Below are 26,964 nucleotides of genomic sequence, written 5' to 3'. Positions count from 1 at the left end.
GCAAAGAGACTCAGCGACCGTCGACGGCCTTGCGGCCGAGGGCCGGATCATCGGTGAAGAAGGCATCCACGCCCGCATCGAGATAGGCGCGGATCTCGGCGATGGACCCGGCCTCGTTGAACGTCTTGGGATCGCTGCCCTTCCAGAAGTTCTTCGCCTGGAAATGGTTCTCCGGCCGGAACGTGTACGGATGCAGCTCCAGCTTCGCCGCATGCGCGTCGTGCACGAGCGCAGTGGGCTTGCCCAGCGAACCATCGGCCGCCAGCGGAATGATCGAGCGGATGCTCGGACCGATGGCGTCGGCGTAGCCGGCGATGTCTCGCAAACCAGCTGGCGTCATCATCTGCGCGTAGGTGAGCTTCTTGCCGGCAGCGACCGTGTCGTACGGCTCTTCCTTGTCGTCGCCCAGCAACTGCAGGAGGCGGATGTTGGGATGATTCTTGCCCAGCTTGCCGCGCAGGTAGCGCAGGTTGGCAATCTCGAACGACTGGATTTCCACCGGCGCGGTGCGCGTATAGGCGTGCGCGGCGAGGATGGCCAGCACGCGGTCTTCCATCGGCAAGCCTGCCTTCTGGAAATACGTGCCGTGCTTGATCTCGGGAATGATGCCGATCACGCGCCCTTGCGTGGCCGATTCCGCAGCTACGAAGTCGATGATTTCGTCCAGCGTGGGAATCTGGAACTGGCCGTCGTACGCAGTGCTGCGGAACTCCGGCAAACGCTCGCGGGCGCGCAGCGTCTTCAACTCATCCAGCGTGAAGTCCTCGGTGAACCAGCCAGTCACCTTTTCGCCGTCGATCGTCTTGGTGGCCTTGCGCGAGGCGAATTCCGCATGCTGAGCCACGTCGGTGGTTCCGCTGATCTCGTTCTCATGACGCGCCACCGGCACGCCGTCGCGCGTCATCACCAGGTCGGGCTCGATGAAATCCGCGCCATCGGCAATGGCCTTGCCATACGACGCCAGCGTGTGTTCCGGCCGCAGCGCACTGGCGCCACGATGGCCGATCACCAGCACCTTCTTCGCCAACGGCACTTCATTCGCCTGGATATCGGCAGTCATCAGCAGTGCACCCGCCATCACGATGGCCCAGCATAAACGACTCACGGCGACTCCTTTGCAATGGTTGCGACGCGCCACGCGGGCGCAATGATCCGCCCATCGTGACCTTGCCGCATGTCGATTCATTGACACGCCGATGGCTGTACAGGCAGGCAAGGCGCTGGCTAGCGTCGCCCATCGTGCCATGACTCATGGCACCGCCATGACTTGCGGCCAGTGGTGGCCCACGACCGCGATGCTAGCCTCGCGGTGACTCATCGATGACCGGAACGCCCATGCTCACCACGCTGCTCGCCGCCCTGCTCGCCGCCGCACCCGCAGCGGATTGCCACATCGGCGCCTATCGCCTCAGCGATGGCAGCGCGTTGGACATTGCACCATCGCAAGGCGATGCATTGCGATGGCGACGCATCGACGGCAGCTCCGGCAAGCTCACCCGCGGCGAGGGCGACACCTGGAAGAGCACCTTCGGCTGGACCGATCGCCCTGACGGCAAGGACGTGCGTTTCATCGACTGCGCCAAGGGCAGGATCACTTTCGACGGCACGCAGGGCGAGCGCATTCCCTTCCAGGTGCAACAGACCACGTTTGCCGGCGAAGGCGGCACGCGCCTGGTGGGACGGCTGATTCTTCCGCCGGGCCACGGCAAGGTGCCGGTGGTCGTGCTGGTGCATGGCTCGGAGCACGATTCCGCATTGTCGTTCGACGCGATGCAACGCGAACTCCCCGCCGAAGGCGTGGGCGCCTTCGTCTACGACAAGCGCGGCACCGGCAGCTCCGATGGCAAGTACACGCAGGATTTCAGCGTGCTCGCCAACGACGCGGTGGCCGCCGTCGCCGAGGCGCGGCGCCTCGCGGGTACACGCGCGGGCCGCGTGGGCTTTCGCGGCGGCAGCCAGGGCGGCTGGGTGGCGCCGCTGGCAGCCACGCGCACCAAGGTGGATTTCGTGATCGTAGGCTACGGCCTGGCCATCTCGCCGCTGGAAGAAGACCGCGAAGCCGTCGCCTTCCAGCTCAAGCTCAAGGGCTACGATCAATCCGTGATCGACAAGGCGTGGCAGCTCTCCGATGCCGTCGGCCTGATTCTCTCCAGCCAGCTCACCGAGGGCTACGACCAGCTCGATGCGGCCAAGGCCAAGTACGCCAAGGAGCCCTGGTACAAGGATGTGCGCGGCGACTTCAGCTATCTCGTGCTACCCATGAGCAGCGCCGAGATCCGCGAAAAGGGCAAGGAGTACATGTGGAACACGCCGTGGCACTACGACTCCATGGCCGTGCTGGAAAAGTTGCAGACGCCGCAATTGTGGGAGCTGGGCGAAGACGACATCGACGCACCGAGTGGCGAGACATTGCGTCGCCTCGCTTCATTGCAGGCCAAGGGCTTGCCGATCACCACGGCGCTGTTTCCGCATGCCGAGCACGGCATGACCGAATACGAACTCACCCCAGCCGGCGAGCGCATCAGCACGCGCTACTCGGCGGGCTACATGCAGATGACCATCGACTACGCCAACGGCGCGCTGCATCCTCCGTATGGCGCGAGCAAGATCGCATTTCCATCGCCAGCGCCTGCGAAATAAGGGAGCGTCAGGCCACACGGTGCTAGGCTTCGGCCATGATCCGTCGCGGCCTTTCGCTGGCATGCATCGCGTGGCTGGCGCTCACTGCGTCGGCCAGTGAGGTGTCCACCGGCACGCTCAAGGATGTGGTGTTCTCGCAGTACACGGACTGGAGCAGCAGCGCGGAACTCGCGCGACGTCTGGTGACGCCGCTGAATGCTTGGCGGCTGCAGCAACATGCCGCGTCGCAAGGCATGACCATCGCCGAGCAGCCCATCGACCTGGCGCGCGAACGATTCGCCCTGTATGTACCCACGCAGATGCCGCCCGATGGCTACGCCCTGCTCGTATTCGTTCCGCCATGGAACGAAGCCAGCGTACCTGCGGCATGGACGTCCATCCTCGAACGCCACGGCATGATCCTCGTCACTGCCGCCAACATCGGCAACGACGCCAGCCTGCTCGACCGCCGCGACCCCGTATCCCTGCTCGCTGCGAGCAACGTGATGGCGCGCTATCGCGTGAATCCCCAACGCGTGTATGTCGGCGGTTTCTCCGGCGGCTCGCGCGTGGCACTGCGCCTGGCGCTTGGCTACCCGGACGTGTTTCATGGCGTGCTGCTGGAGGCCGGCAGCGACGTGCTTGGGCAGACCGTGCCGCTGCCGCCGCGGACATTGCTGGAACGGTTCCAGTCCTCCACCCGCATCGTCTATTTCACCGGCCTGCAGGACACGGCACATCAGGATGCCGACAAACAAAGCCGCGCCTCCTTGCGCCACTGGTGCATCGACGACGTGGATGTGCGCCCCATGCCATGGACGGGCCACGACCTGGCCGAACCTGCGGCACTGGATCGCGCGTTGACCTCACTGGAGACGCATCGCGCTCCCGATGCGGCGAAGCTCGACGCCTGCCGCGCCCGTGTCGCCCATGATATCGATGAGGCGCTGGGCCAGATCGGTACGGCCATCGCGAACGGCCAGCTCGACAGCGCGAAGGAGCAATTGGAAAACGCAGACCAACGCTACGGTGGATTGGCCGCACCGCGCAGCGTGCAATTGGCGACGCAGCTCCAGCGAGCCGCGCCGCCCACGCCTTAGGCAATGGTCATCGCATCTACGCGGCCCGCACGCACGGCCTTCACCAGCGAGGCATGATCGCGGTCGTTCTGGTCGGCGTAGGCCACGGAGAACGAGGTGATGGCATCGGCAAAGGCATCGCTCTTGCCCAGGTACGCCGACAACAGCACCGCATCGCCGGAGCGCGCATGCGCTCGTGCCAGGGTGCGAGCACAGAGGCGGCCATAGCGACGCAGGTTGGGCGCGCGCATCACCTCGATCTGCGGCGAGACCTTCGCGTCGCGCAACTGCCGCACGTAGAAGTGGCGCCGCGGTCCTTGCGTCCATCCCAGGAACAGGTCGCTGGCCGATTGCATCAGGCGCTGGCCCGCAACGATGCGCTGCCCCTGGTGCTTGTACGGCTTGTTGTCCACGAAGGGATCGATCACCGACTGGCGCGCCTCCTTGAACTGGAGGAACAGCGGATCGCCGTTGCCCGACACCAGCAGCATGATGCCGCAATACGTGCCCACGCTGCCCACGCCCACCACTTTCACCGCGGCGTCCACCGTCTCGAAGCGATCGAGCAGTACGCGCCGTTCGGGCAACAGCGAATCGCGATAGTCGAGGAACGCTTTCCTGCGCTCTTCCACCGTCACGTGGTTCTCCAGTGTCTCGTCGTGATAGATCAGCGGCGGTTCGTCCTGGATGCGCGGCGGCGAGCCGCCCTGCACCGTGAGCTTGATGAACTCCTTGGTATGCGCGGTGTACTCCACGGCCTTGTGCACGCTCTTGGTCGCGAGCCGCTTCATCTCTTCGTCGCGCATGCGGTCGATCACATCCTGCAGGTCGATGTGGTCGTACCACGCTTCAAGCACGGGCATCTGCGCGTATTCGGCCAGGTGCGACTGATAGGCGGCCGCCGCTTCCCAGGCAATGTCCTTGGCGTCATCGTCGCCGAAGCCGTTGGCGCGCGAGGCCACCACAAGACTGGCGCACAGGCGCTTGACGTCCCACTCCCACGGCCCGACGGTGGTTTCGTCGAAATCGTTGATGTCGAACACCAGCTTGCGTTCGGGCGTGGCGAAGCCGCCGAAATTCACCAGATGGCAATCGCCGCAGATCTGCAGATGGACGCCGGTGCTCGGCGTGGTCGCCAGATCCGCCGCCATGATCGCCGCCGCGCCGCGATAGAATGCGAACGGCGAGGCCATCATGCGTCCGTAGCGGATGGGCACCAGCGAGTCGACGCGACCCTTCGATGTTTCGATCAGCAACTCCACTGGATCGAAGCGCCTCTTTGCCGGCGTCCAGCCGCCCAGCGACTTGCGCGAGACCTTGTCGCGAATCGCGCGCGCCATCGCCTGGCGCTCAGCGGGTGCCTTGCGCAAGCTGTCCTGCGACAGCGGCCCGCCGGCGCGATGGGCGTAGGCATGTGCCTCAACCTCCTCGCTGCCCTTGGGGCGCTTGCGGGTCACTCGGGGGGCCTGATCGTCCTTCGTCCTCGCCATGGTTTGCACCTCGATGAAGAGACACGCGATGAACCGGGAATCGCACGAAGGAACATTTGACCCCCGCGACCCGCAAAGTGGAATAGCAAAATTACGTAGACGACAAACCGTGCGCCTTGCGCCCGATCAATCGGTCAGCGTTTCGTGGCTGGCCACTTCGCCCTGCTTCCAGTAGCTGGCGGCGCGTATGCGCTGCCGGTCCAGGCCGTGGACGTCGATCAGCCGCTGCCGCACTTGGCGAATGCCGGCGTATTCGCCGGCCGCCCAGGCAAAGCCCTCGCCCTCGGGCAGGATCAGCTCGCCCACGGCGTCCGCCAGTCCGGCGTCGCCCGCCTCGCGGCACAGCCAGGCGATGCTGGCGTTCGCCACCGTGCGGATGTCGATGCGCGCATCGGCGCTGTCGATCTCGATCATCGCGATGATGCATTCGTCAGCGGAGGCTTCTTCCAAGCGGCGCGCGATGGCGGGCAAGGCAGTTTCGTCGCCGACCAGCAGGTACCAGTCCAGGCCCTCGGGCAGGAGCGTTGAACCGCGCGGCCCTCCGAGCCCCAGTACGTCGCCCACTTTAGTGGCGCGCGCCCACGACACTGCCGGGCCTTCGCCATGTAGCACGAATTCGATATCCAGTTCGTTGGCGGCGCGGTCATGGCGGCGCGGCGTGTAATCGCGGCTGGCGGGCCGCGGGCACGATGGATCGAACGCGATGCCCTGCTCCGTCACCGTGGGCAACACGGACCGGGCGTCGCCCTCGGCCGGGAAAAACAGCTTCACGTGGTCGTCGAACGAGGCGGAGATGAAATCGCCCAGGTCACCGGTGAAGGTGACACGCAGCAGGCGTGGGGAGGCCAGCACCAGCCGCTTCACGCTCAGCTCGCGCATTTTCAGGGGATGCCGGACGCGCCGGACTTCGATGGATGCGGACATGGAAACCTCGCTGGCCGCGACCGGGCCGCGGCGCTATAATGGATAAAACTCATAGTGAGCTTGCTCAATACTTTTCCATGACCACACCGCGCAAGTCAACCCCGGGCAAGTCCACCACCGTCGAGCTGGCTGATGCTTTTTTGGCCCTGCATCACCTGGTCCGCAAGCGCGTGGATGCCGCCATGACTGCGGCCGGCCTGTCGCTCTCGCAGGCGAAATTGCTAGCGCTGGTGGCCCGGCTTGCCCCGTGCCGGCCCAGCGATATCGCCACCCAGATGGGCTACGCGCCGCGCACGGTCACGACGGCGCTGGATGCGATGGAGGAAAGCGGCTGGATCGAGCGCTCGCCGCATCCCACCGACCGCCGCGCGCAACTGGTGGTGATTACGTCAGCAGGCCAGGCCAAGCTCGATGAAGTGCAGGGCCCCAAGCGGCGCGCGGTGGAGCAACTGTTCGGCGTGCTTGATGCGGATGCGCAGAAGAAGCTTCGCGAACTGATGGACCGCGTGCGCGAAGGCGCGGGCGACTGAAGCATCCCCGTCGCCCTCAATCGAGCGGCGCTGACATCACCAGTTTCTCGATGGGATAGCCGCGCTCCGCCGCACGATGGCGCAAGGCCTCGAACTGCGCGCGCTGCATGTGCGTATCGCGCGAGAGCACCCACAGGTAATCGCGGCTGGGGCTGCCCACCACGGCCCAACGATAATCGGGGTCGACGTCGAGCACCCAGTAATCCGCCCATACCCACGGCAACCAGGCCAGCCATGACGGCGCAAAGCGCACTTCGAGCGCACCCGGGGCCTTGTTCGTGGTGCGGGCCACGCCGTCGGCATCGTCCATCTTGCCGTCGCGCGTGCGGCAGGCGTTGTGCACGCGCACCTGCCCATCGGGCAAGGTGCTGTAGGTGGCAGTGATGTTGTCCACGCATTGGCGCTGGAAAAACATCGGCAGATGCGCAATTTCGTGCCACTCGCCGAGGTAGCGCTTGAGGTCGAGCTGTTTCACCGGCTCATTGGTGAGTTGCTGCGCGTACGCCATCGGCAACGCCAGTGCCAACCACACCGTCCACATCCATCGGCAAGGCCGCATGCGCCACTCCTGCACGTCCCGTGATTGCTGCACCCCAGTGTGGCCAGCGAGCATCACGGCCATGCAAAAAGAGGGTGACGGTTTCGTCACCCTCTCGATGCGGTCGTGCAACGACCCGTGGCGATTACGCGGCCTGGTTCTGGATATGCGCCACCGACGGCGCGGCCAACGTCTCGCCGATCTCGATGCGGCGCAGCTTGTAAGCCTCGGGAATCTCGCGCTTGAGATCGATCACCAGCAGACCGTTTTCCATGCGCGCACCCGTGACCTGCACGTGTTCGGCAAGCTCGAAACGGCGGTTGAACGGGCGATTGGCGATGCCACGATGCAACACTTCGCCTTCCTGCTCGCCCTTGCGCTCGCCGCTCACGGTCAGCACGTTGGCCTGCACGGTGAGGTTGATGTCCTCGCGGCTGAAGCCGGCCACGGCCATCGTAATCCGATACTTGTCTTCGCTCAGCTTCACCGAGTCGAACGGCGGCCAGTTGTCGTTCGTCTGCGTGCGTGCCGCAGCCTCGAGCAGATCGAGCACGCGATCAAAGCCGATGCTGGAACGATGCAGCGGGGAAAAATCCAGAACAGTACGCATAACCTTATTCTCCAATGAGCAATAGGTACACGCCGCGCAACATGCAGCGGCGCACCGGCCCCGAAGCGACCGGTGACAGGGAGATGCGGCTGGCCGGTGTCGATTCAAGGCATGGATTTCAGCGTTCGTTTAGCCGTCCAAATACTACGCATGGCCACTTGAAATGACCGGGACCAACCCAATGGCGCCACACCAACGTCATGCCTGGAAAGGTCGCCCACGCAGACCGGGGCCCGGGGCCGTCCTTTCGTTTCCGGAAAAGATCCTTTGCCCGCCACCCTGATTTTTTCCTCACCGACGCGGCGTTACCGTGAGCCACCTTTCTGGAGAACCGTCATGTCCCGCCATCCATTAATCGCGCCCCTGCTGGCCGCCGCGCTTTCCGCCGCTCCCCTGGCCCAGGCCGCCAGCACGGAGCCCGCGCTGGTCACACCCAAGCAGTTGATCGTGGACGGCAGCCTGGCCAAGGCCACCGCCAGCGCCAACGAACTGGCAGCCCGCCGTTACGACACCTTCTGGAACACCGGCGACGAGGCCTTGGCCAAGGCTGCGCTATCACCCCATTTCGTGGATCGCACCCCACCCCCGGGCCGCGCGCAGGGCCCCGAGGGTCCGCTGCAGGCGTCCAAGGCCTTCCGCCAGGCGGTGCCCGACCTCACCTGCGAGGTCGAGCAGATGCTGGTGGTGGGCGACCGCGTGGTGGCGCATCTGCATTTCGCTGGCCATTTCACCGGCAGCTTCAACGGCATGCAGGGCAAGGGACAGGCGATCGATTTCATCGCCACGGACATCTATCGCGTCGCCGACGGCAAGATCGTCGAGAACTGGCATCTGGAAGACAACCTGACGCTGCTCAAGCAGCTGGGCGCCATCAAGGAGTGAGCGCCCGCAGTTCGTGCGACATGCGCTACGGCGGATCGGTGTCGTAGCGCGTGATGTTTTCCGGCAGCTGCACCCAGGCATGTCGCCGACTGTCGTAGACGGAATCCTGCGGCGGCGGAAACGACGGATCGGCAAAGGCGCCCACGGCCACCGAGACCCGGCCTTCCACGCCCTCTTCCGTATGGAACACGTTGCTGCCGCAGATGGGGCAGAAGCGGAAGCGGAATTGCGATCCATGGTCGCCCGTGCGCACGAACTCCGTCGCGTTGCCGGTGACCGTGTACGGCGCGTCATAGGCCGCGATGGCGGCGAACACGCCGCCCGTGCGCTGCTGGCAGGCCAGGCAATGACAAACGCCCACGCCTCACGGTTCGCCCTGCACGTCAATGCGAAGTTGGCCGCAATAACACGATGCCGTCTTGCTGGACATGAAAACCTCCGCGGGCTCGCCGATCGTTTGGCCGTCCATCTGCAGCGAAAGCGCTCAGCGCCGAATCGCCAGCACGCCGTCCAGCGCCAGCTGCGCCTTGAAGCCGGCCTTCTCCAACCGCTTCGCCACTTCGTTCGGCACGTCGCGATCGCTGGTGAGCTTGTTGGGGCTGCCGGTGTAATGAAACATGCGACCGCCGCGACGCAGTACGCGCGCCAGCTGGTCGTAGAACGCCTGCGAATACAGTTCGCCCGCGATGCCGAAGCGCGGTGGATCGTGCAGCAAGGCATCCACCGATGCATCGGCGAGCTGCGTGATCGCCTGCGATACGTCAGCGTGCGTGAGTGAAAACCGACCGCCGCTCGACGGTGCCTCCGGATCGGGTGACCAGGGATTGATGGTGCGCAGCCAGAGCACGTCCGGATTCTTCTCGAACGACTGGATGCGCGCCACACCGGCGTCCAGGCAACACGCCGCGAAATACCCGAGGCCACCACAGGTATCGAGCACCACCTTGCCGCGCGGCTCGACCAGCGCCACCTTGCGGCGCGCATCATCCACCGGCGATTCCTTGGACGTGGGCAGCATCTTGATGCCGTCGATCTCAAACGTGGGCGCGCCCCATTCGGTGGGCACCAGCTTGATCAGCGAGCCTGAGAAACACGATGCCGAGGAGAAATCGTCCCCGTCCCAGTAGTAGATCGTGCGGTCCTTCAGCTTGGCCGGATAGGGATAGCGCTGGCCTTTCCATTCCCAATCGTCCGCGTGCAGCTGCGCGCTGTCGTTCGAGCGGTCCAGATCCATCGAACCCATCCACTCGACTTTGCCGGCAGCATGCGCGGCAAGCAGCGCCTCGGCAACGGGGCGCGTGAGCAAGGGTCCGGAATAGTGCGGCACGAGCGTGATTCTCCTGGAGGGGATGTGCAGTGTAGGAGCAATGCGCGGCGTGGTCACATGCGACGCGCCGTCACCGCCGCGTTCGCGCGGGATGCCAGCGAAGCGCGACGGCTCGAACGCGATCGCAGGACGCACGCCGCATGATGGCCGCCACCGCCTGGCTCAGTGCCTGGGAACGGGTATGACGCGCCACGTGGCTGCAAACATCGCGCGCATCTCCGAGTCGGTCATGCGCGAGGCGGCGGCCTGTGCCTCTGCATAGTGTTTGGCGTGCGCCGCTTCATCGCCCTCCGCGGAAGCGACGTTGGCCGCTACGGCATGGAAGAACGCCATCTCCCATGGCTCACCATCGTGCTCCTCGAAAACGGACCCAGGGTCTAAGTCCGTTCAACGTACAGCACTTGATTGGGGTGGTGCTCCCGAATGGCTTCTACAGCGGCCCGGACTGCAGCGGCGGCAGCCGGATCAACCCAGTGGACGAAGTTCGTCAGGTCAAGGCCTTCTGCACGTAACTCGCCTAGCTTCACAATATCCAACAAACCGTGATTCACCCAAACCGCCGATCCACTCCCCCGCGCGAGATCGAGCACCTCGGATAATCCGTATTTCGCGAGTGCAAATAGAACCAAGGCCACTTCCTTTTGCTACCCCGCGCGATGTCCGCGCCGGGGCGAAAGCAGACCTTATCCAACCACGAGCAATCTTGCCCTAACTAAGAGCCAAATACCGAGGATTACGACATGAGCCACGCCATTGTTTGGGAATTCCTAGTGCCGGAGGCGCAACGGGTGGCGTTTGAAGCAGCATACGGCCCGGATGGTCCTTGGGCGCTGCTCTTCCGACAGGCTCCGGGTTTTCTCGAAGTAAAACTGCTGCGCAGCCAGGAATCGGCGGAGCGCTATCTGACTATCGATCGTTGGGAATCGAATACTGCGTTCGAGAACTTCAAGAGCCAGTTCGCACTGGAGTACCAGGCCCTTGACCGGCAACTGGAAGGTCTGGCTTCCTCAGAACTGCGCGTAGGCGCGTTTGATGACCTTCCCAGCGCTGGCTAGTGGCGCAGCTATCGACGCTTTCTCAGCGGATCGAGCAGCGGCTTGAGTCCGTTGTGATCGAGTTCCAGCGCCAATGCGAGAAGGTTGCCGAGGTCACCGGGCGGGAAGCCCTTGCGCGCGTACCACGCCAGATACGCACCGGGCAGGTCGGCGATGAGACGGCCCTGGTACTTGCCATAGGGCATGGGCATGGTGACCAGGCGCTGCAGGTCTTCGGGCTTCATTTGGCAAACAGCCGCGAGCGATCGGCGAAGGCCTTGAACTCCAGCGCATTGCCGCAGGGATCGAGCAGGAACATGGTGGCCTGTTCGCCGGGCTGTCCCTTGAAACGGATGTGCGGTGCGACGACGAAGCGCGTGCCCTTCGTCTCCAGTCGTTCGGCCAGCGATTGCCATTCGTCCATGGACAGCACCACGCCGAAATGACGTACCGGCACGTCGTCGCCATCCACGTCGTGCGCGCTCACGGTGCGTGTCTCTTCGGGCGCGAGGTGCGCCACGATCTGGTGTCCATAGAAATCGAAGTCCACCCAGCCCTCGCTTGAACGACCCTCGGGGCAACCTAGAAGCTCGCCATAGAAGGCACGCGCGTTCGCGAGCGAGGTGACGGGAAAGGCGAGATGGAACGGTGGCAGTGCGTGCATGGTGCGACTCGGCGGCAAGGGCATCGCTTTATTACCACTACGTCGCGGCTTCGCAAACCGACAGCGTCGTTGGACGACATTGCATCTCGTCGATTACGCCTGGCCTGCCGAAGTCTTCTGGCGCAGACGGTGCGCGGCCTGCTTCGCGCGATTGCCGCACAACGCCATGCTGCACCAGCGGCGCGCGTGGCCGCGCGTGTGGTCCGCAAAGAGCAACGTGCACGTCGGTCCTTCGCAGGCCTTTACATGGGAGAAGTCTTCGTCGCAGACCAGGCGCGCCATGGCTTCGGCAATCGGCAGCAACAAGGCATCGGATGAGTTCCAGCGACGTTTCTGCGCCAGCGTAAACACGGTCGATTCGCCCGATGGCTCGGCCACTACTTCCTCATAGCGTTCGTCGCGCTTGAGCAATGCATTCAGCGGATCGAGCGCCATCAAGTCGGACGGCTGCAACGGGCGTCCCTTGTGCTCGCGAACGAACGTGCGGAACCACTCGCGCAAGGCCCTGGCCTGTCCGGCAAGACGATCCATTTCACCCGGGATGGCGCGCTCGCGCGCCGAGCGCAGCACTTCTTCCGGCACCAGATGCGCCTGCCGAAGCCAGCCGAGCAGGCCCTCGCCGTCTTCCAGCCAGTCGATCGGCGCGTCCACCGGCGTGGCCACGGAGTTAAGGAAATCCAGGCCGAGGGAATCGGCCAGGAAAAGGGCTGGCATGGACTGAGTCATGGGGTTCTCCTTGCGGACAAAAGTAACCGGCTAAAAAACGCTTGACAAGTTACACGGCCATTCGTAACCTCCAAAACAACATTGAGGCGGTTACGAAAGTTTCAAGACGGCCATCTCGCCAGGCTTCGCGACACAAACCCCTAGGAGTCAAGGCTTATGAACACGCAAGCTGCAACGGTGGTACTGGCCCATGGTGCCTGGGCGGACGAGTCGAGCTGGAACAAGGTGGCCAATTCACTCCACTCTATTGGCATTAATACGGTTACTTTTAGCCTGCCGATGTCCTCGCTGGCAGACGATGTGGCAGCGCTGGACGAAACGCTCGCAGCCATCCAGGGGCCAGCGGTGCTGGTGGGACACGCCTATGCAGGCGCCGTGATCGCAGCCACCAGGAGCGACAAAGTGAAGGCGCTCGTGTACGTGGCCGGCCTGGCACCTGACGAAGGCGAAACCGTGGCCGAGGTGTTCAATCGCTACGGCCACGACGACAAGGCGCCGGCGCTTGCACCGAGCGATGACGGCCGCATCTGGTTGCCCGCGAAAGCTTTTGAAACGGCCTTCGCGCCCAATGCCACAGGCGAAGAACAGAAGGCGCTGGCGGCTTCTCAGCGACCAATTTCACCAGCCTGCATCACGGTGCCAGTGGGCACGCCACTCTGGAAGAAGGTGCCGGCCTGGTATCTCGTCGCGCAACACGACCACATGATTCCCGAGCAGACACAGCGCTTCATGGCCGAGCGCATGCATGCACGCACCCGCGCCTTCCCCGTCGACCACCTGCCGCTTATCACGGCGCCATCGCTGGTTGTGGACGTGATCGTTGATAGCGTGCGAGCGATCGCCTGATTCTCGCCGCGACTATCCATCTCATCGCCTGGTGACGTGTCATGCGCCCCGAAAAACCGCTAGATGGCCGTATCGCTGCTTTCTCCGATGGCGTGATCGCCGTGGTCATCACCATCATGGTGCTGGATCTGAAGGCGCCGCAGGAGAGTTCTTTTTCCGCGCTTTGGCCGCTGTGGCCAACGGCGATGAGTTACGCGGTGAGCTATCTATTCATTGCCATCGTGTGGATCAATCACCGCCATCTCATGCAGTACGCGCGGCGGGCGACACCGCGCCTGATCTGGGTGAACTTCGCCCACTTGTTCGCCGTATCGCTGGTGCCGTTCACCACCGCATGGGTGGCGCGCACGAACCTCGCAGCAGCGCCCGTGGCGGCATATGCCGCGGTGTTCGTGGCGGTGAATGCGGCCTATCGCGTTTTCGAATCGGAAATGCTGGAACAAGCCGGCTCTACGCAGATGTGCCAGCACATGCGTCGCATGATGAGGCGCCGCTCGCTGTCCACGCTGATCATTTTTGCCGCCGCGTCGCTCACCGCGCTCATCGCGCCGTTGGTCGGCTTCGGAATGATCTGCGCCGCGCTGTTCCTCTATCTGCGGCCCGACGCACCCGCCCGCTGGCGACTGCGTCGCCCGGGTCGCGCACTGCACCGCTGAACCATCCGCTCCCCCTCATCCCGAAGGAGAACTCCCATGTCCCAGATTCGCTACCGCACCGCCGACGTCGACGGCTTCAACATCTTCTACCGCGAAGCAGGCACACCCGGGAAGCCGAAGCTGTTGCTGCTGCATGGCTTCCCGAGCGCCGGGCACATGTTTCGCGACTTGATTCCGCTGCTCAGCGACGACTTCCACATCGTGGCGCCGGACCTGCCCGGCTTCGGCCAGTCGGCAATGCCGTCGCGCGAGCAGTTCAAGTACACGTTCGATCACATCGCCGATGTCATCAATCGCTTCACCGAGGTAATCGGCTTCGATCGCTACACCGTCTATGTGTTCGACTATGGTGCGCCGACCGGCTTCCGTCTTGCGGTGAAGCACCCGGAGCGCATCACGGGAATCATCTCGCAGAACGGCAATGCCTACGTTGAAGGCCTGAGCGAAGGCTGGAACCCCATCCGTGCGTACTGGGAAAAACCGTCGGTCGCCAACCGCGACGCACTGCGTGGGTTCCTGGCGCCGGAGGCCACGCGCTGGCAGTACACGCACGGCGTGAGCGATGAATCGCTGGTGTCACCGGATGGCATCGCGCTGGACAACCACTATCTGGCCCGCGAAGGCGCGGACGACGTGCAGCTGGATCTGTTCCTCGACTACCAGAGCAACGTCGCGCTCTATCCCACGTTCCAGGCGTACTTCCGCGAGCATCAGCCGCGCTTCCTCGCTGTGTGGGGAAAGAATGATCCGTTCTTCCTTCCGCCCGGGGCTGAAGCGTTCAAGCGCGACATCCCCAAGGCGCAGGTGAGCTTTTTCGACACCGGTCACTTCGCGCTGGAAACGCATGCATCCGAGATCGCCGATGCCATCCGTGCTTTCTTCGCCCGCTGATTCATCACCCGCGCACTGACGACCGGAGCACCTCATGTCTCTCAGAACAGCCATCGTCACCGGTGCCAGCCAGGGCATCGGACAATCCACGGCCATTCGCCTGGCTAAGGATTTCCAGGCCGTCGTGCTGGTGGCGAGAAGTCGCGATCACCTGCAGGAAACCGCGGCTACCGTCGAAGCAGCGGGCGCGAAGGCGTTGATCATCGATATCGACCTTGCCGAAAAGGCGGCCGCGAAAATGGTCGTGGAGAAAACCTTGTCCACTTTCGGCCGCATCGATGCCCTGCTCAACATCGCCGGCGCGGTGCCGCAGATCGACCTGTTCGAGATGACCGACGAGCAATGGGATGACGGCATGGCGCTCAAGCTTCACGGTGCGCGGCGACTCACCATCGAAGCATGGGAAGCACTGCGGCAGGCCAATGGATCGGTGGTGTTCACTTCCGGCAACTCGGCCATTTTTCCCAAGGCGCCGTATGCCGCCGTGGGCACCATCAATGCCGCCATCGCCGCATTGGCCAAGGCGTTTTCCGATCGCGGCATTACCGACGGCGTTCAAGTGAATAGCGTGCTGCCTGGTCCCGTGATGACCGGCCGTCGCCGTTCGTATCTGGAACACTGGGCACCGTTGCACGACATGAGCGTGGCCGAAGCGATGGAACGCTTTCCGCGGGAGGCCGGCATCGCTCGCTACGGCCAGCCCGAAGAGATCGCTGAATTGATGGCGTTCCTGGTGTCGCCGGTCGCGCGCTGGATGACCGGCTCCACGCTGCGCATGGATGGCGGGGAGGTCAAGTCGGTGTGATGACGTGCTGGCGATGGATCATGTCCGCTTCGGAACGAGGCGGACATGTCGCCAGATCGCATCGGAACGACCTGCATGGAACGGGTGTGCTTTCCTGCGATAGCGCGACGGAACGGTGCTCCCGCATGTTCGGCTTCTGCATGAAAGCAGATGCACGGCGATCGCAGCACTGCGCCATATCGGCCCCTCATCCAAAAGCCGAGCGCGCCAACGCGCGATCGGGGTGGCAACGTCGCCAAATAGCCGTTACCCTTTCTTGCTGCAGCGCACCACTGCGTCGCCCCTCGGCCTGAGTTGTCCCCATGTCCGCTTCCTCCCCTGCCCTCGACCCGGGCACGCCGCCTGTTCGCGCTCCCCACGTGGGACTGGTCATCCTTGCGCTCGCCGTCGGCGGTTTCGCCATCGGCACGACCGAGTTCGCGTCGATGAGCATGCTTCCATTGTTTGCCCAGGGACTGGGTATTGATGCGCCGACCGCAGGCCACGCCATCAGTGCTTACGCGCTGGGTGTGGTGGTGGGTGCTCCGGTGATCACGGTGCTGGGTGCGCGGTTGCCGCGCCGTCGGCTGCTGCTGATGCTGATGGCCATGTTCACCGTGTTCAATGGACTGACCGGGCTCTCGCCGAGCTATCACTGGATGCTGCTGTTTCGTTTTCTCAGCGGCCTGCCGCACGGCGCGTACTTTGGCGTCGCCGCGCTGGTTGCCAGTTCGCTGGTGCCCGCCAACCGGCGGACGCGCGCGGTCGGTCAGATGTTCCTCGGCCTGACCTGCGCCACGGTGGTAGGCGTACCCCTGGCGAGCTGGCTCGGCCAGGCCGTGGGATGGCGCTGGAGTTTTGCGCTGGTCGCGCTGCTTGGCGTTGCGACGATGAGCGCTGTCTTCGTATTCGCGCCGAACACGCCAGCCGACGCGAAGGCCAGCCCGCTACGCGAACTGGGCGCGCTCAAGCGCTCGCAGGTGTGGCTCACACTGGGTATCGGCGCCATCGGCTTTGGCGGCATGTTCGCCGTCTACACCTATCTCGCGGACATTCTTCTGCACGTGACGCACATGTCGCTGGACAGCGTGCCTTGGGTGATGGGCGTGTTCGGCATTGGCCTGACGCTGGGCAACCTGATCATTCCCGCCTTCGCTGATCGCGCGCTCATGCGCACGGCGGGCGGCCTGCTGTTGTGGAGCCTGCTGATGCTGGCGATCTTCCCATTCATGGCGGGCAACGTGTGGGCATTGAGCGGCACCGTATTCCTGATCGGCATCGGCGGCGCGCTGGGCACCGTGTTGCAGACGCGGCTGATGGATGTCGCGGGCGACGCCCAGGGCCTCGCCGCGTCACTGAATCACTCGGCCTTCAACACGGCCAACGCGCTCGGCCCGTTCCTTGGCGGGCTGGCCATCGCGCACGGTTGCGGCTGGACGTCGCCGGGCTGGGTGGGCAGCGGGCTCGCGCTGGGTGGCTTGTTGCTGTGGCTTGTGTCGATGGCCATGGAACGACGCAGCGATACCGTCGCTGCCGCCGAGTGTTGCTGACGGCAACGGTGATCAGCTCCATGCGATGCATGGATCAACGAGCCTGACGAGCGCGGCAACCGACCTTTCCGCGCTCGTCGCAGCACGTCAGGCTTTCGCGCCCTGCTTGGCGGCCGCCGAACGTGCAAACCACGTCTTGAAGTCCTGCTTGCCTAACCGCGCATCGTTGCCCGGTATCAAGGTGTCTGGTTCGAGCACGGCACCGAAGTAAGGCGCTTTCGGATCCGCGATGACCTTGCGCGGGTCTCCGATGGCAGCAAGGAAACGCTGAACCCACTCCGCCATCGGCGCCTTTTCGGGTCCGCCAATTTCCACGATACCGTTGGCTGGCGCAGCGAGCGCGACATCCGCAACCGCGTCGGCAACGTCGTCCGATGCAATCGGCTGCATCAGCCCGGTGGAGATGCGAATGTCCTGCCCCTGACTGCCGTCACCGGCAATACCGTTGAGGAACTCGAAGAACTGCGTCGAGTGGATGATGGTGTACGGAACGCCGCCATCGCGTATCAGCTGTTCCTGCGCCATCTTGGCGCGGATATACGCGCTCTGTGCAAAGACCGGTCGGCCCGTGCCAACCACCGACAGCGCCACGTGATGCTTCACGCCCGCCTTCTTCTCCGCAGCGCCAAGATTGCGCCCCGACGTTACGAAGAAGTCCATCACGGCCTTCTCTTCGAACGACGGCGAGTTGGCCAGATCCACCACGATGTCCGTACCCGCCATCGCTTCATTCAGGCCTTCACCGGTAAGGGCGTTGATGCCTGTGGATGGCGCTGCGGGAACGACTTCGTGACCGTGTTTGCGCAGGCGCTCGACGACCTTGGTGCCGATGAGCCCCGTACCACCGATGACAACGATTTTCATGGAATCCTCCGCTTTGCGTTGGCGCCAAAGGCGCCATGTGGGTTGATGCCAGGCGTGGTTACCCGCGTCGGTAACCCGCCAGCTGATTCATGCCGTCGTAGCTGGCAGATCCAGCGTGCGTGCCAGGGCAGTCGACAGGCCAAGACCTTTCACCCGATCCCTACTGGAGTCCTTCCCGCAGTGATCCGGCAATAGGCCGATAGCGATACGCGGTTGGCACGCGCACTCGTCGCTTTCTCGTCGATCCGAAACGAGACGCGCCCAATACCGCCATCGGGTGGCCCTTGCTGATAGACGTTTCAATGACGTCGCGTGTGACACCATCCAGAGACTGGTGCTTGCTGGGCAACACAGTGAGGCCGCGGGCGAATCTACTGATGATGGCGCGCCGAGCTTAGGCTTCCGTGCGCTGCGCGCCGTAGTGCGGGCCAATCAAGAGGAAACTTCCATGCGCATGTTCAAGACCCTGGGCCTGCTGTGCCTGCTCGCCTGCCCCGCTGTCCTCACCCAGTACGCCTTCGCGATGGGGGCGTCTTCCGCACCCGAGGCGCAGGTCACCGACCTGATGACCAAAGCGCTCACGGACTATCCGGGCAAAGAAGGGAAGATGATCCTCGTCACCTATCCGCCGGGTTCGGTGGATCCCGTTCATCGCCACTTCGCCCACACGTTCGTCTACGTGCTCGAAGGCTCCATCGTGATGAGCTTGAACGGCGGCAAGGAAGTGACGCTGGGGCCGGGACAGACCTTCTACGAAGGGCCCAACGACAAACACACGGTTGGCCGCAATGCCAGCCTTACCCAGCCGGCCAAGTTCGTGGTGTTTCTGCTGAAGGACCAGAACAAGCCGATTCTGACGCCGGAGAGCTGAGTCGCACTGACGGATTCGTGCCATGGGCGGAGTCGACACCAAAGAACGAAGGGCTTGCAGCCATGCAAGCCCTTCCTATTTCCAGCTCCACAAGAACAGCCGACCAATGACTAGTCGACCGCGTCCGCCTTGGACATGGCAACAATCTGGCCAAGTGCATCCGTGTCGAGAACACCCTGCCACACGTGTTTTACCGTGCCGTCGCGTGCAATCAGGATGGTCGTGGGTGTACCGATAATGCGGGCCATGATCGCCGAATCGAGTGAGGCGGTGACCAGTTGCTCACTGGGAATGTGATGTTCGGAAGAGACGTTCTTGTCGAACTTGCCCGTCACGTCAAAGTAGGTCGTATCGACCGCTGGCCCCAGGTCCTTGATCAAGGCATCCCACATCGGCCAATTCTTCTTGCAGTACGGGCAATCGGGGCTCAGAACCAGCAGAAGACGGTCGTGCGCCGCGTTAGGACTGAATACCAGTGGACGATTCGCGCCTTGCGCGCTGTGAACCGCGATAGGCGAAATCGGCGCATTCAATGTAGGCAACTGAATAGCCTGGTCGATTTTGTGCTGCTGAATCAGGTCGTGATTGATGTACAGCAAATACGCATTCGACCCAAGCAAAGCGGTGCAAAGAACGCCTAGGAAAAGGATGGCTCTACTCATTTCTGCACCTCGCATCCGTATCGGAAAATCCAGCACCGTTTGACCTTCATGGTGCGGCAAAACCATGTGGCCATAACCTGCAACCCCGCGGCTTATGAACAGCCGCGGGGCTGGCACTCATTGCAATGGACTTATTCCGGTGCCAAGGCAGGCAACGGTTACATCTGGACGCACCAGTTGTTGAGGCACGCCACCGGACCACATGTTGCTCGATCACACGATTGCACGTTCAGGCAGCCATGCGAACAGGACAAAGGCCTGGGGTGATACGTGCTTGCTGCGACAACGGCCGTTCCTCCCACCATGAACAGCGTGAGCGTGCCAAGAACAATCAGAAGAACCTTGCTGCGGAGCTTGTTAGTCGCCATCGGACAACCCTCTTGCTCGTGAAGGTCTCGCACGATTATCACGCGACATAATGGCGAACAAGCCACCAACTCATAAACCGTGATTCAATCGACACTAAAGCCGCAATTAGAAGTGGTGTTTGAGGCGAGCCACGGAATTACGGGGCATTACGGCCGAGCGAAATTACTTAAGTATCCAATTCAGATCGAAAGCGTACCGTCATGCCTTTCACGAGCATGAGCCAAGTACATTATCGGTCCTGATTTTCTCGGCAAAATCGCTGATGGGTTATGGAGATTGCCCGCGAAGCATGGTGGCATCAGCTATGCCTTCGTCAATGCAGCTTGCCAAACCCGCGAAACTGCCGGAACGCTGCGCTGAAATAACCGGCACGTGCATCGGGCGCTTCGGCATCGACGCTTGCCAGCGATGGAAGTGCCGTCCACGGCATGGTCGGATGCTGGTGATGCAGGCGATGGAGATGATGATTCATCAATACGGGCTGCCAGATGGCGGGCGCACGAAAGTTGCGTGCCCGCCCCTCTTCGTCGAGCGCGACGTCATAGTGCGGCAGGTTGTCCGCCAGCGAGATCCACACGCCGCGCAGGAACATCGTGATCGCGAGCACAGGCCACCACACCCCGTAGAGATAGAACGCCCCGGCATGAATCGCGATCGACAGCATCCAGTCGCGCCGCGTACGCGAGCGCCGTTCCGCGTTCCGCGCGAAACCCACGAACAAGCGCTGGACATCGCGAGCGATCGGCTCTTCGCTGTGCAGTTTGCGGGCAATGAGCCTGCCCACCCAGTCGGTGGGCAGGAAGGCGAGCAGTGGCAGTGCCAGTTCCGACAAATAGAAGCCACCCAGCAAATGCATGTAATAGCCGAGGCGAGCCAGTAGCGGATGCGTCACGCCATCATGCACGTCGGGCCGATCGTAGGCTTCGCGCGTAAAACGGTGATGCATCAAGTGACCGAAACGAACGGCGTCATACGGCAACACGAAGGCGATGGCCAAAGCCCGCCCTAGCCATTCGTTGAGTCGACGCTGGGGCACCAGATGTCCGTGAATGGATTCATGGATCAGCCCCCAATGCATCGGGGTCAGCAGCACCAAAGGCACCGCCATCCACAATGCGGACGCGCCCCATTGCCGCAGCAGAAAGGGCCACACGGCGAGCTGCATCAGTACGGCGGTCGCGACAAGTCCAAGCAGCGCCAGGTTGACGCGAAGCGCGATGGGAACACGGCGGGTCGTTCCACGCGCCGCTGCCGTTTGAGTGTCATCCGTCCCTACTGCTGCCTGCAGGTCCATCTTTTCCCCTTATGAGCGGCATGGTTGCCACCTATGCTGGAGATGCCTCTGACATTCAGTGGTCGACCTGCGGCGCATACAGCCACGCTTTATCGACCATCCCCTTGAACGGTCACTTTCTCCTCGCGACGGCCCGTTCCGGCGCCGCCGCGATACCGTCTCGCGCAGGAGACATTACTTCCGCGGTGCAATGATCTCGCTGAGATAATCGGGCTTGCCATCGATGCGCACGAGGTGCGGGTATTGCAGACCGTCGTGATAGTCCACGGCGACGTTGCGGAAGGCGCCCTGGTATTTCATCAGCAATTGGATCGGTGCTTTGCTGGTCTTCGCGGCAGCAATGGCATCCTTCAGCACGTCCTTGGAATAGTCCTGGCCATTCACGGCGACGAGGGTGGCGCCAGTGGTGACGCCGGCCTTGAAGGCAGGGCCGTTCCAGCGCACGTCGTTGACCTGGCCCTTGTCGTTCATGGTCAAGCCAATGGACCAGGTGAAGTTGTACAAGTGGCGAGCGGGCTGCGCGCGGCTGTTGTACTGCGCCTCGAAATCGCTTTCCTTGTCGGTATAGACGAGTTTCCAGCCGGTGGCGGCCAGGCCGTCCTGCAGGGGCGGATTGAGCACATCCACGTGGGCGTGCAGGAAGCCGGCCCAGTCGTACGGGGCCACACCGTTGAGCGCCGCGACCACGTCGTCGAACGTATAGGTCTTGGTGACATAACTGCCGTTGTCGACGCCGAAGAAGGCGCGCGCGAAATCGTCCAGCGATTTGCGATCACCGGTGAGGGCACGCAGCTTGGCATCCACTTCCAGCCACATCATCTGGCCGCCGCTGTAGTACTCCTCGCTCATCTGCCAGCTGCGATACGGCAGGCTGGAGCGCCTTGCGATGGTGGGGTCGTTGGTAGTGTCTTCCAGCGTGCGCCACTGGAAGCCCACGCGGTTGCGTTCGTAGTTGGCGGCAGTCATGGCCAGCGCGTCGCGGAATTGCTGCGCCGACCACATGCCGGCACGCGCGGTGAGCACGTAACCCCAGTACTGGGTCTGGCCTTCGTACACCCACAGCAGCGAATCGCCCATGGGCACGTTGAAGTTGGGCGTCCACAGGTCGTCGGGGCGACGGAACTTGCCGTTCCACGAGTGGGCGTACTCATGCGCCAGCAAATCGCGGTCGGGCGCGGCGTCTTTCCATCCGGTGAAGTAATCGGCATCGAGTCCGTCTTCGCTGGACTGATGATGCTCGGTGCCGTTGCCGCCCATGGTGTCCGACAACGAGAACAGGAAGTCGTAGTGATCGTAGTGATGCGAGCCGAACAATTTGACCGCCTGCGTCACCAGCGCGCGATGCACGTTCACCTGCTCCTGCGACATCTCCAGGTACTTCGGGGCATCGGCGAATACATCGAGATACACCGGCGCGCCACCCGCCGGGGTCAAGTCGACGCGCTTGAAGTACTGGCCGGCGTAGATGGGCGAATCGACCAGGTTGTTGAACGTCACCGGCTTGAAGGTGACGGTGTCGCCCGACTTCGATGCCGTCTCCAGTGCCGTACCCAATTCCCAGCCGCGCGGCAGCGTCACGCTGGCCGCATAGGTGATGCCACGCGTGAAGTAGCCGGCGGGATAGAGCGACACCTTGCTCCATTCCATGTCCATCATGCGGTCGGTGATGTCGAAACCTTCGCTGTCGGTGCGGCCGGAGAGGTACTGGAAATCCACGTCGACCGACGACACGCCCTCGGGCACGTCGAGGTGGAAGGCAAACACGTTGTATTTGTCACGCTTCCACGCAATGGGCTTGCCGTTGGCGGTGACCTTGAGACCCGCGAGCATATTGATGGGGCCTGTCGGCGAGTGGTCACCGGGAATCCATTGCGGATAAAGCAGCGTCAACGCGCCTGCCTTGACCGGCATTGTTTCGTGCACGCGGAAAATGCCCTGCGTCGTGTCGCTCGCATCGACGTGGATGGTCACGGTGCCCGGGTACTTCGTGTCCTGCGGTGCAGGTACATCGTCGGTGCGCGTCTGCTCGGCCAGCGCCGTACCCGCACCGAGCGCCATCGCGACGGCCAGGGCAAGACGCGAAAAACCGAGACGCGAAGCAACCGCGGACACAACGGGGAAGGCGCGGGACATGTAGGGCTCCGATTGAGCGAGTGGAAGATGGCGCAACTTAGCACCACCCACGCACCGCGCCACCAGGGCCATGCGTTGGTTCGGCGTCCCGCAACGAGATCCCCGGATGCTCGTCCGACCCTCGCCGCCACGAAGGGATAAGGGAGCGACGTTCGTCCACTCGGTTCGTCGACATCACGGCCTTTAGAGGCACGGGCTTGCTGCAGCCGTTGCATGGACTCTTCGAGCCATTGGCAGGGCTGCCGATCGCGCCTTCTTTCGATTCGATCGTCCCCAACAACCTTTTTTTGCTGTCAATCAGTGGTCACGGAACGATTGGAAAGACGCTTTCCACGGCTCCTGCCGGGTAAGCCGTCAAGGCAGCAAATGCCCAAGCATTTGTTTTTCCTGAAACTTACACGTGACTTACAAAAAATGTTGACTTTCTGTGATGTCGTTGTCTAAGTTCGATGACGGGCGGCAGGGGGGACCCGCAATTTCCTGCTCCTTTCAGAGGCTTACGGAACTGTCTACGGACAGCGCCGCGGGGACCTGCGCGCCTAAGCAAAGCCAGGACGACGCCTGGCTTGCCACTTCATCTACACGTCGTAAGGGGAGTCAAACGTGAAGTATTTTGGAAACAGCAAACTGGCGACCGCTATCCGGTTGGGTCTGGCCGTGGGTGCACTGGCCGCCGCAGGTACCGCTTTCGCCCAGGACAACAGCAGCACCGCTGCCAATCCGGATTCGGCCAAGAAGCTCGAAACCATCACCGTGACCGGTTCGCGCATCCGCAGCGTGGACGTGGAAACGGCACAGCCCGTCATCACCCTGTCGCAGGCCGATATCCAGAAGACCGGCCTGACCAACGTCGGTGACATCCTGCAGAACCTCACCATCACCGGCCAGCCGACCTTCTCCAAGGCGGCCGTGCTGACCAGCAACACCGAGGAAGGCGGCCAGTACGTCAACCTGTACAACCTCGGCGAGAACCGCACGCTGGTGCTGGTGAACGGCAAGCGCTGGATGACCAGCCTCAATGGCTACACCGACGTTTCCACCATTCCGGTGGCGCTGATCGACCGTATCGAAATCCTCAAGGACGGTGCGTCGTCGATCTATGGCTCCGACGCCATCGCGGGCGTGGTCAACATCATCCTCAAGGATCGCTTCAACGGCGCTGCCGTGAGCGGTTCGGTCGGCCAGAACGAAGGCGGAAACAACGACGGCACGCAGCAGGCCTACTCGTTCACGGTGGGCACCACCACGGACAAGGCCTCGCTGGTGTTTGCCGCGACCTACAACAAGACCAGCGCCATCTGGGCGAAGGATCGCGACTTCACCAAGTACACCTACGGTGATTTCGACAACACTGCCGGCTATAGCGGTACCGGTCCCTGGGGCCGCTTCACCAATGGCGGCAAGACCTATGTGCTCAACCACACGGGCGACCCGAACAACATTGGCGTGGGCGCCGATTCGCGCGACATCAACAACTACCATGTCGGCGTTCAGGACAACGATTACTTCAACGCCACCAACCAGATGATGGAACAGCTGCCGACCGAGCTGAAGTCCATCTTCACTGAAGGCAGCTACAACCTCAGCGACAACGTGACCTTCAAGGCCACCGGCATGTACGCCGAGCGCAACTCCTCGACCCAAGTCGCCGGCTATCCGCTCACCAGCACCAGCCAGCCGAACTTCCCGGTCTACCTGAGCGGCGAGAGCTACTACAACCCGCTGCCGGGTAACGACCTGTCGTTCGCTCGCCGCATCACCGAGCTGCCGCGCGTGAGCAGCGAGAGCGCCAAGTCGCTGCATTTCGATGCCGGCTTTGAAGGTAGCTTCGACTTCCTTAGCCATCCGTGGAACTGGGATGCTGGCTTCGGCTACAACAAGTACGACGTCGACACCACCAACACCGGCAACATCAACCTGCTGAACCTGCAGCAGGCGCTGGGACCGTCGTTCCTCAACGGCCAGGGCATCGTGCAGTGCGGTACCGCCGCCAACCCGATCGCGCTGAACCAGTGCGTGCCGTTCAACATTCTTGGCGGCCCGAGCGCGTCGACCAAGGAAGCGCTGAACTACATCATGGCGCGCGAGCACGCGACCGACCAGAGCATCAACAAGGACTTCACCGCCAACATCACGGGCGGCTTGTTCGAGCTGCCGGCCGGTACCTTCAGCATTGCAGCCGGTATCGAACACCGCAACGTCAGCGGTTACGACCAGCCGGATGAAATGGCCAGTGCCGGTTACACCACCGACCTTGCCGCCGGTCCGACCACGGGCTCGTACACGACCAACGAAGCGTACCTCGAGCTCAATGCGCCGCTGTTGAAGGATCTGCCGGGTGCCAAGTCGCTGGCCCTGGACGTCGCCAGCCGCTACTCGCACTACAGCAACTTCGGCAGCACCACCAACAACAAGTACAGCTTCACCTGGTCGCCGTTCGACGACATGATGGTGCGCGGCACGTTCGCCAAGGGCTTCCGCGCGCCGACGCTGGGTGACTTGTTCGGTGGCGGTTCGCAGACCTTCGACCAGTACACCGACCCCTGCGACGTCCAGTTCGGCAGCCTCAGCAACCCGACGGTGGCGAAGAACTGTGCGGCTGCGGGCCTGTCGCCCACCAACTTCCGCCAGCTCGACACCGCCGGCGCCCCCATCAAGGGCCCGAACCAGCAGGGCACCACGCCGTTCGTCACCGGCGCCGGCAACCAGTTCCTGCAGCCGGAACACAGCACCACCCGCACGCTCGGCCTCGTGTACAGCCCGCACTACGTTGACGGCCTGGACATGACGCTGGACTACTACGACATCAAGATCACCAACGTCATCACGGCGATCGATGCCAACTACGTGCTGGACCAGTGCTATCAGTACTCGGTGCAGGAGTTCTGCTCGGCGTTCCAGCGTGATGCCAACGGCCAGGTGATCAACCTGCACCGCGGTAACGCCAACCTGGGCTGGATCGAAACCACCGGCTACAACCTGGGCGTGAACTACCGTCTGCCTGCCTTCTCGTTCGGCAAGTTCGTGTTCAACGCCAACGTGAACTACCTGGACGACTGGAACCAGGCCAGCACCAACGACGCGCCGGTCATCAACTACGCCGGCCAGTACGGCTACAACCACTGGCGCGCCAACCTGGGCCTGGATTGGAGCCTCGGCAACTGGGGCGCTACCTGGGGCATCCGCTACTACGGCGCGTTCCTGGACCAGTGCTTCAGCGACACCATCCACTGCAACATGCCCAACTACACCAGCGTGAACTGGGGCTACGGCACCGGTGCCAACCGCATGGGCGCCACCGTGTTCAACGACGCGCAGGTCCGTTACACCCTGCCGTGGAAGGGCACCATCGCCTTCGGTATGCGTGACATCTTCGACAAGCATCCGCCGAACACTGTCAACGCCTACGTGCTGGGCTACAACTCGTCGGGCTCGGTCGATCCGACGCTGGACCTGGGTCGTTACATCTACCTGCAGTACAACCAGCAGTTCTAAGCGTTCCAAGCAGCAACACGTAAGAGGCAACACCCTCCCCGCAACACGTTGCCGGGGCTCCGCAAGGGGCTCCGGCTTTTTTATTGGGATGAAGCGATCCCGTCATGCCGAAAATGCTGCGAGCGT

At 62.9% G+C, this 26,964-nt stretch carries 27 protein-coding genes; 12 read left to right on the top strand and 15 right to left on the bottom strand.

Translation table 11 applies throughout. From position 1 onward, the window contains the following. Nucleotides 1-10: 10 nt before the first annotated feature. Nucleotides 11-1,078 (bottom strand): glycerophosphodiester phosphodiesterase, encoded by a 1,068-nt coding sequence (locus tag ABIC75_RS14700; protein ID WP_436407934.1) that lies wholly within the window; start codon nucleotides 1,076-1,078, stop codon nucleotides 11-13. A gap of 242 nt (nucleotides 1,079-1,320) precedes the next feature. Between ABIC75_RS14700 and ABIC75_RS14695 the strand changes: the two genes are divergently transcribed. Further along, complete coding sequence (locus ABIC75_RS14695; protein WP_354014625.1) at nucleotides 1,321-2,640, top strand: alpha/beta hydrolase family protein; 1,320 nt, start codon at nucleotides 1,321-1,323, stop codon at nucleotides 2,638-2,640. A gap of 35 nt (nucleotides 2,641-2,675) precedes the next feature. After that, the gene (locus ABIC75_RS14690) at nucleotides 2,676-3,719 is read left to right on the top strand and encodes a PHB depolymerase family esterase (protein WP_354014624.1); all 1,044 of its coding nucleotides are present in this window, start codon (nucleotides 2,676-2,678) and stop codon (nucleotides 3,717-3,719) included. Here the strand turns inward: ABIC75_RS14690 and ABIC75_RS14685 are convergent. Together ABIC75_RS14685 and ABIC75_RS14680 are read right to left on the bottom strand one after the other, a co-directional pair. Then, nucleotides 3,716-5,188 (bottom strand): DUF2252 domain-containing protein, encoded by a 1,473-nt coding sequence (locus tag ABIC75_RS14685; protein ID WP_354014623.1) that lies wholly within the window; start codon nucleotides 5,186-5,188, stop codon nucleotides 3,716-3,718. The genes ABIC75_RS14690 and ABIC75_RS14685 overlap by 4 nt on opposite strands. A gap of 126 nt (nucleotides 5,189-5,314) precedes the next feature. Continuing rightward, nucleotides 5,315-6,112, bottom strand: coding sequence for a siderophore-interacting protein (locus ABIC75_RS14680; RefSeq protein WP_354014622.1), 798 nt, complete (start codon nucleotides 6,110-6,112; stop codon nucleotides 5,315-5,317). 77 nt (nucleotides 6,113-6,189) lie between these two features. On the opposite strand from ABIC75_RS14680, the gene ABIC75_RS14675 reads away from it, so the two are divergent. Next, on the top strand, nucleotides 6,190-6,642 hold the full coding sequence (locus ABIC75_RS14675; RefSeq protein WP_354014621.1) for a MarR family winged helix-turn-helix transcriptional regulator: 453 nt from the start codon (nucleotides 6,190-6,192) through the stop codon (nucleotides 6,640-6,642). Between the two features lie 16 nt (nucleotides 6,643-6,658). Here ABIC75_RS14675 and ABIC75_RS14670 read toward each other — a convergent pair whose 3' ends face one another. Both ABIC75_RS14670 and ABIC75_RS14665 read right to left on the bottom strand, forming a co-directional pair. Next, entirely contained in the window at nucleotides 6,659-7,201 is a 543-nt protein-coding gene (locus ABIC75_RS14670; protein WP_354014620.1) for a lipocalin family protein, read from the bottom strand. Between the two features lie 124 nt (nucleotides 7,202-7,325). Next, complete coding sequence (locus ABIC75_RS14665; RefSeq protein ID WP_354014619.1) at nucleotides 7,326-7,790, bottom strand: Hsp20 family protein; 465 nt, start codon at nucleotides 7,788-7,790, stop codon at nucleotides 7,326-7,328. Between the two features lie 336 nt (nucleotides 7,791-8,126). Between ABIC75_RS14665 and ABIC75_RS14660 the strand changes: the two genes are divergently transcribed. Next, nucleotides 8,127-8,672, top strand: coding sequence for an ester cyclase (locus ABIC75_RS14660; RefSeq protein ID WP_354014618.1), 546 nt, complete (start codon nucleotides 8,127-8,129; stop codon nucleotides 8,670-8,672). A 25-nt stretch (nucleotides 8,673-8,697) separates the two neighbouring features. Here ABIC75_RS14660 and ABIC75_RS14655 read toward each other — a convergent pair whose 3' ends face one another. The 3 genes from ABIC75_RS14655 to ABIC75_RS14645 all read right to left on the bottom strand — a co-directional run bounded on the left by ABIC75_RS14655 (nucleotide 8,698) and on the right by ABIC75_RS14645 (nucleotide 10,628). Beyond that, nucleotides 8,698-9,033: a GFA family protein gene (locus ABIC75_RS14655; protein ID WP_354014617.1), complete on the bottom strand. Its 336-nt coding sequence runs from the start codon at nucleotides 9,031-9,033 to the stop codon at nucleotides 8,698-8,700. 123 nt (nucleotides 9,034-9,156) lie between these two features. Further along, complete coding sequence (locus ABIC75_RS14650) at nucleotides 9,157-9,999, bottom strand: class I SAM-dependent methyltransferase (RefSeq protein ID WP_354014616.1); 843 nt, start codon at nucleotides 9,997-9,999, stop codon at nucleotides 9,157-9,159. 377 nt (nucleotides 10,000-10,376) lie between these two features. After that, nucleotides 10,377-10,628, bottom strand: a complete 252-nt coding sequence (locus ABIC75_RS14645) for a hypothetical protein (RefSeq protein ID WP_354014615.1) — start codon at nucleotides 10,626-10,628, stop codon at nucleotides 10,377-10,379. 111 nt (nucleotides 10,629-10,739) lie between these two features. Here ABIC75_RS14645 and ABIC75_RS14640 point away from each other — a divergent pair, with 111 nt between their 5' ends. Continuing rightward, nucleotides 10,740-11,054 carry an antibiotic biosynthesis monooxygenase family protein gene (locus tag ABIC75_RS14640; protein ID WP_354014614.1) on the top strand — a complete coding sequence of 105 codons (315 nt, stop codon included), beginning with the start codon at nucleotides 10,740-10,742 and terminating at the stop codon, nucleotides 11,052-11,054. Nucleotides 11,055-11,062: 8 nt separating this feature from the next. Here the strand turns inward: ABIC75_RS14640 and ABIC75_RS14635 are convergent, their stop codons facing one another. The 3 genes from ABIC75_RS14635 to ABIC75_RS14625 form a co-directional block, all read right to left on the bottom strand. Then, nucleotides 11,063-11,278 carry a DUF3820 family protein gene (locus ABIC75_RS14635; RefSeq protein WP_102303598.1) on the bottom strand — a complete coding sequence of 72 codons (216 nt, stop codon included), beginning with the start codon at nucleotides 11,276-11,278 and terminating at the stop codon, nucleotides 11,063-11,065. Beyond that, a complete protein-coding gene (locus tag ABIC75_RS14630) occupies nucleotides 11,275-11,697 on the bottom strand; it encodes a VOC family protein (protein ID WP_354014613.1) in 423 nt (140 codons plus the stop codon). Before ABIC75_RS14630 ends, ABIC75_RS14635 begins: the two co-directional genes overlap by 4 nt. A 93-nt stretch (nucleotides 11,698-11,790) precedes the next feature. After that, entirely contained in the window at nucleotides 11,791-12,423 is a 633-nt protein-coding gene (locus ABIC75_RS14625) for a CGNR zinc finger domain-containing protein (protein WP_354014612.1), read from the bottom strand. A 156-nt stretch (nucleotides 12,424-12,579) separates the two neighbouring features. Between ABIC75_RS14625 and ABIC75_RS14620 the strand changes: the two genes are divergently transcribed. The 5 genes from ABIC75_RS14620 to ABIC75_RS14600 all read left to right on the top strand — a co-directional run bounded on the left by ABIC75_RS14620 (nucleotide 12,580) and on the right by ABIC75_RS14600 (nucleotide 17,150). Further along, entirely contained in the window at nucleotides 12,580-13,269 is a 690-nt protein-coding gene (locus ABIC75_RS14620) for an alpha/beta fold hydrolase (protein ID WP_354014611.1), read from the top strand. Between the two features lie 41 nt (nucleotides 13,270-13,310). Then, the gene (locus ABIC75_RS14615) at nucleotides 13,311-13,925 is read left to right on the top strand and encodes a TMEM175 family protein (RefSeq protein WP_354014610.1); all 615 of its coding nucleotides are present in this window, start codon (nucleotides 13,311-13,313) and stop codon (nucleotides 13,923-13,925) included. A 36-nt stretch (nucleotides 13,926-13,961) separates the two neighbouring features. Then, entirely contained in the window at nucleotides 13,962-14,816 is an 855-nt protein-coding gene (locus ABIC75_RS14610) for an alpha/beta fold hydrolase (RefSeq protein WP_354014609.1), read from the top strand. A gap of 34 nt (nucleotides 14,817-14,850) precedes the next feature. Further along, nucleotides 14,851-15,621 carry an SDR family oxidoreductase gene (locus ABIC75_RS14605; RefSeq protein ID WP_354014608.1) on the top strand — a complete coding sequence of 257 codons (771 nt, stop codon included), beginning with the start codon at nucleotides 14,851-14,853 and terminating at the stop codon, nucleotides 15,619-15,621. A 302-nt stretch (nucleotides 15,622-15,923) separates the two neighbouring features. Then, nucleotides 15,924-17,150: an MFS transporter gene (locus ABIC75_RS14600; protein ID WP_354014607.1), complete on the top strand. Its 1,227-nt coding sequence runs from the start codon at nucleotides 15,924-15,926 to the stop codon at nucleotides 17,148-17,150. 87 nt (nucleotides 17,151-17,237) lie between these two features. Here the strand turns inward: ABIC75_RS14600 and ABIC75_RS14595 are convergent, their stop codons facing one another. Continuing rightward, entirely contained in the window at nucleotides 17,238-18,014 is a 777-nt protein-coding gene (locus ABIC75_RS14595; protein WP_354014606.1) for an SDR family oxidoreductase, read from the bottom strand. Nucleotides 18,015-18,462: 448 nt separating this feature from the next. On the opposite strand from ABIC75_RS14595, the gene ABIC75_RS14590 reads away from it, so the two are divergent. Beyond that, entirely contained in the window at nucleotides 18,463-18,885 is a 423-nt protein-coding gene (locus ABIC75_RS14590; RefSeq protein WP_354014605.1) for a cupin domain-containing protein, read from the top strand. Nucleotides 18,886-18,995: 110 nt separating this feature from the next. On the opposite strand, the gene ABIC75_RS14585 is transcribed toward ABIC75_RS14590, so the two are convergent. The 3 genes from ABIC75_RS14585 to ABIC75_RS14575 form a co-directional block, all read right to left on the bottom strand. Next, nucleotides 18,996-19,613, bottom strand: coding sequence for a TlpA family protein disulfide reductase (locus ABIC75_RS14585; RefSeq protein WP_354014604.1), 618 nt, complete (start codon nucleotides 19,611-19,613; stop codon nucleotides 18,996-18,998). Nucleotides 19,614-20,229: 616 nt separating this feature from the next. Further along, nucleotides 20,230-21,210 (bottom strand): fatty acid desaturase, encoded by a 981-nt coding sequence (locus tag ABIC75_RS14580; protein WP_354014603.1) that lies wholly within the window; start codon nucleotides 21,208-21,210, stop codon nucleotides 20,230-20,232. 174 nt (nucleotides 21,211-21,384) lie between these two features. After that, nucleotides 21,385-23,343, bottom strand: a complete 1,959-nt coding sequence (locus ABIC75_RS14575) for a M61 family metallopeptidase (RefSeq protein ID WP_354014602.1) — start codon at nucleotides 23,341-23,343, stop codon at nucleotides 21,385-21,387. 603 nt (nucleotides 23,344-23,946) lie between these two features. Here ABIC75_RS14575 and ABIC75_RS14570 point away from each other — a divergent pair. Further along, nucleotides 23,947-26,838, top strand: coding sequence for a TonB-dependent receptor plug domain-containing protein (locus ABIC75_RS14570; RefSeq protein WP_354014601.1), 2,892 nt, complete (start codon nucleotides 23,947-23,949; stop codon nucleotides 26,836-26,838). The last annotated feature ends 126 nt before the right edge of the window (nucleotides 26,839-26,964 follow it).

The organism is Dyella japonica (genome assembly GCF_040545895.1).
GTDB classification, from domain to species: Bacteria; Pseudomonadota; Gammaproteobacteria; order Xanthomonadales; family Rhodanobacteraceae; genus Dyella; species Dyella japonica_D.
The sequence above is the reverse complement of the archived record's forward strand: the minus strand, read 5'-3'. Positions and strand labels throughout refer to the sequence as shown.

Bases quoted from the DNA above. Each gene is read 5' to 3' on its own strand.
- ABIC75_RS14700 (WP_436407934.1), bottom strand. From the start codon at position 1,078: ATGGCGGGTGCACTGCTGATGACTGCCGATATCCAGGCGAATGAAGTG.
- ABIC75_RS14695 (WP_354014625.1), top strand. From the start codon at position 1,321: ATGACCGGAACGCCCATGCTCACCACGCTGCTCGCCGCCCTGCTCGCC.
- ABIC75_RS14690 (WP_354014624.1), top strand. From the start codon at position 2,676: ATGATCCGTCGCGGCCTTTCGCTGGCATGCATCGCGTGGCTGGCGCTC.
- ABIC75_RS14685 (WP_354014623.1), bottom strand. From the start codon at position 5,188: ATGGCGAGGACGAAGGACGATCAGGCCCCCCGAGTGACCCGCAAGCGC.
- ABIC75_RS14680 (WP_354014622.1), bottom strand. From the start codon at position 6,112: ATGTCCGCATCCATCGAAGTCCGGCGCGTCCGGCATCCCCTGAAAATG.
- ABIC75_RS14675 (WP_354014621.1), top strand. From the start codon at position 6,190: ATGACCACACCGCGCAAGTCAACCCCGGGCAAGTCCACCACCGTCGAG.
- ABIC75_RS14670 (WP_354014620.1), bottom strand. From the start codon at position 7,201: ATGCGGCCTTGCCGATGGATGTGGACGGTGTGGTTGGCACTGGCGTTG.
- ABIC75_RS14665 (WP_354014619.1), bottom strand. From the start codon at position 7,790: ATGCGTACTGTTCTGGATTTTTCCCCGCTGCATCGTTCCAGCATCGGC.
- ABIC75_RS14660 (WP_354014618.1), top strand. From the start codon at position 8,127: ATGTCCCGCCATCCATTAATCGCGCCCCTGCTGGCCGCCGCGCTTTCC.
- ABIC75_RS14640 (WP_354014614.1), top strand. From the start codon at position 10,740: ATGAGCCACGCCATTGTTTGGGAATTCCTAGTGCCGGAGGCGCAACGG.
- ABIC75_RS14635 (WP_102303598.1), bottom strand. From the start codon at position 11,278: ATGAAGCCCGAAGACCTGCAGCGCCTGGTCACCATGCCCATGCCCTAT.
- ABIC75_RS14630 (WP_354014613.1), bottom strand. From the start codon at position 11,697: ATGCACGCACTGCCACCGTTCCATCTCGCCTTTCCCGTCACCTCGCTC.
- ABIC75_RS14625 (WP_354014612.1), bottom strand. From the start codon at position 12,423: ATGACTCAGTCCATGCCAGCCCTTTTCCTGGCCGATTCCCTCGGCCTG.
- ABIC75_RS14620 (WP_354014611.1), top strand. From the start codon at position 12,580: ATGAACACGCAAGCTGCAACGGTGGTACTGGCCCATGGTGCCTGGGCG.
- ABIC75_RS14615 (WP_354014610.1), top strand. From the start codon at position 13,311: ATGCGCCCCGAAAAACCGCTAGATGGCCGTATCGCTGCTTTCTCCGAT.
- ABIC75_RS14610 (WP_354014609.1), top strand. From the start codon at position 13,962: ATGTCCCAGATTCGCTACCGCACCGCCGACGTCGACGGCTTCAACATC.
- ABIC75_RS14605 (WP_354014608.1), top strand. From the start codon at position 14,851: ATGTCTCTCAGAACAGCCATCGTCACCGGTGCCAGCCAGGGCATCGGA.
- ABIC75_RS14600 (WP_354014607.1), top strand. From the start codon at position 15,924: ATGTCCGCTTCCTCCCCTGCCCTCGACCCGGGCACGCCGCCTGTTCGC.
- ABIC75_RS14595 (WP_354014606.1), bottom strand. From the start codon at position 18,014: ATGAAAATCGTTGTCATCGGTGGTACGGGGCTCATCGGCACCAAGGTC.
- ABIC75_RS14590 (WP_354014605.1), top strand. From the start codon at position 18,463: ATGCGCATGTTCAAGACCCTGGGCCTGCTGTGCCTGCTCGCCTGCCCC.
- ABIC75_RS14585 (WP_354014604.1), bottom strand. From the start codon at position 19,613: ATGGTTTTGCCGCACCATGAAGGTCAAACGGTGCTGGATTTTCCGATA.
- ABIC75_RS14580 (WP_354014603.1), bottom strand. From the start codon at position 21,210: ATGGACCTGCAGGCAGCAGTAGGGACGGATGACACTCAAACGGCAGCG.
- ABIC75_RS14575 (WP_354014602.1), bottom strand. From the start codon at position 23,343: ATGTCCCGCGCCTTCCCCGTTGTGTCCGCGGTTGCTTCGCGTCTCGGT.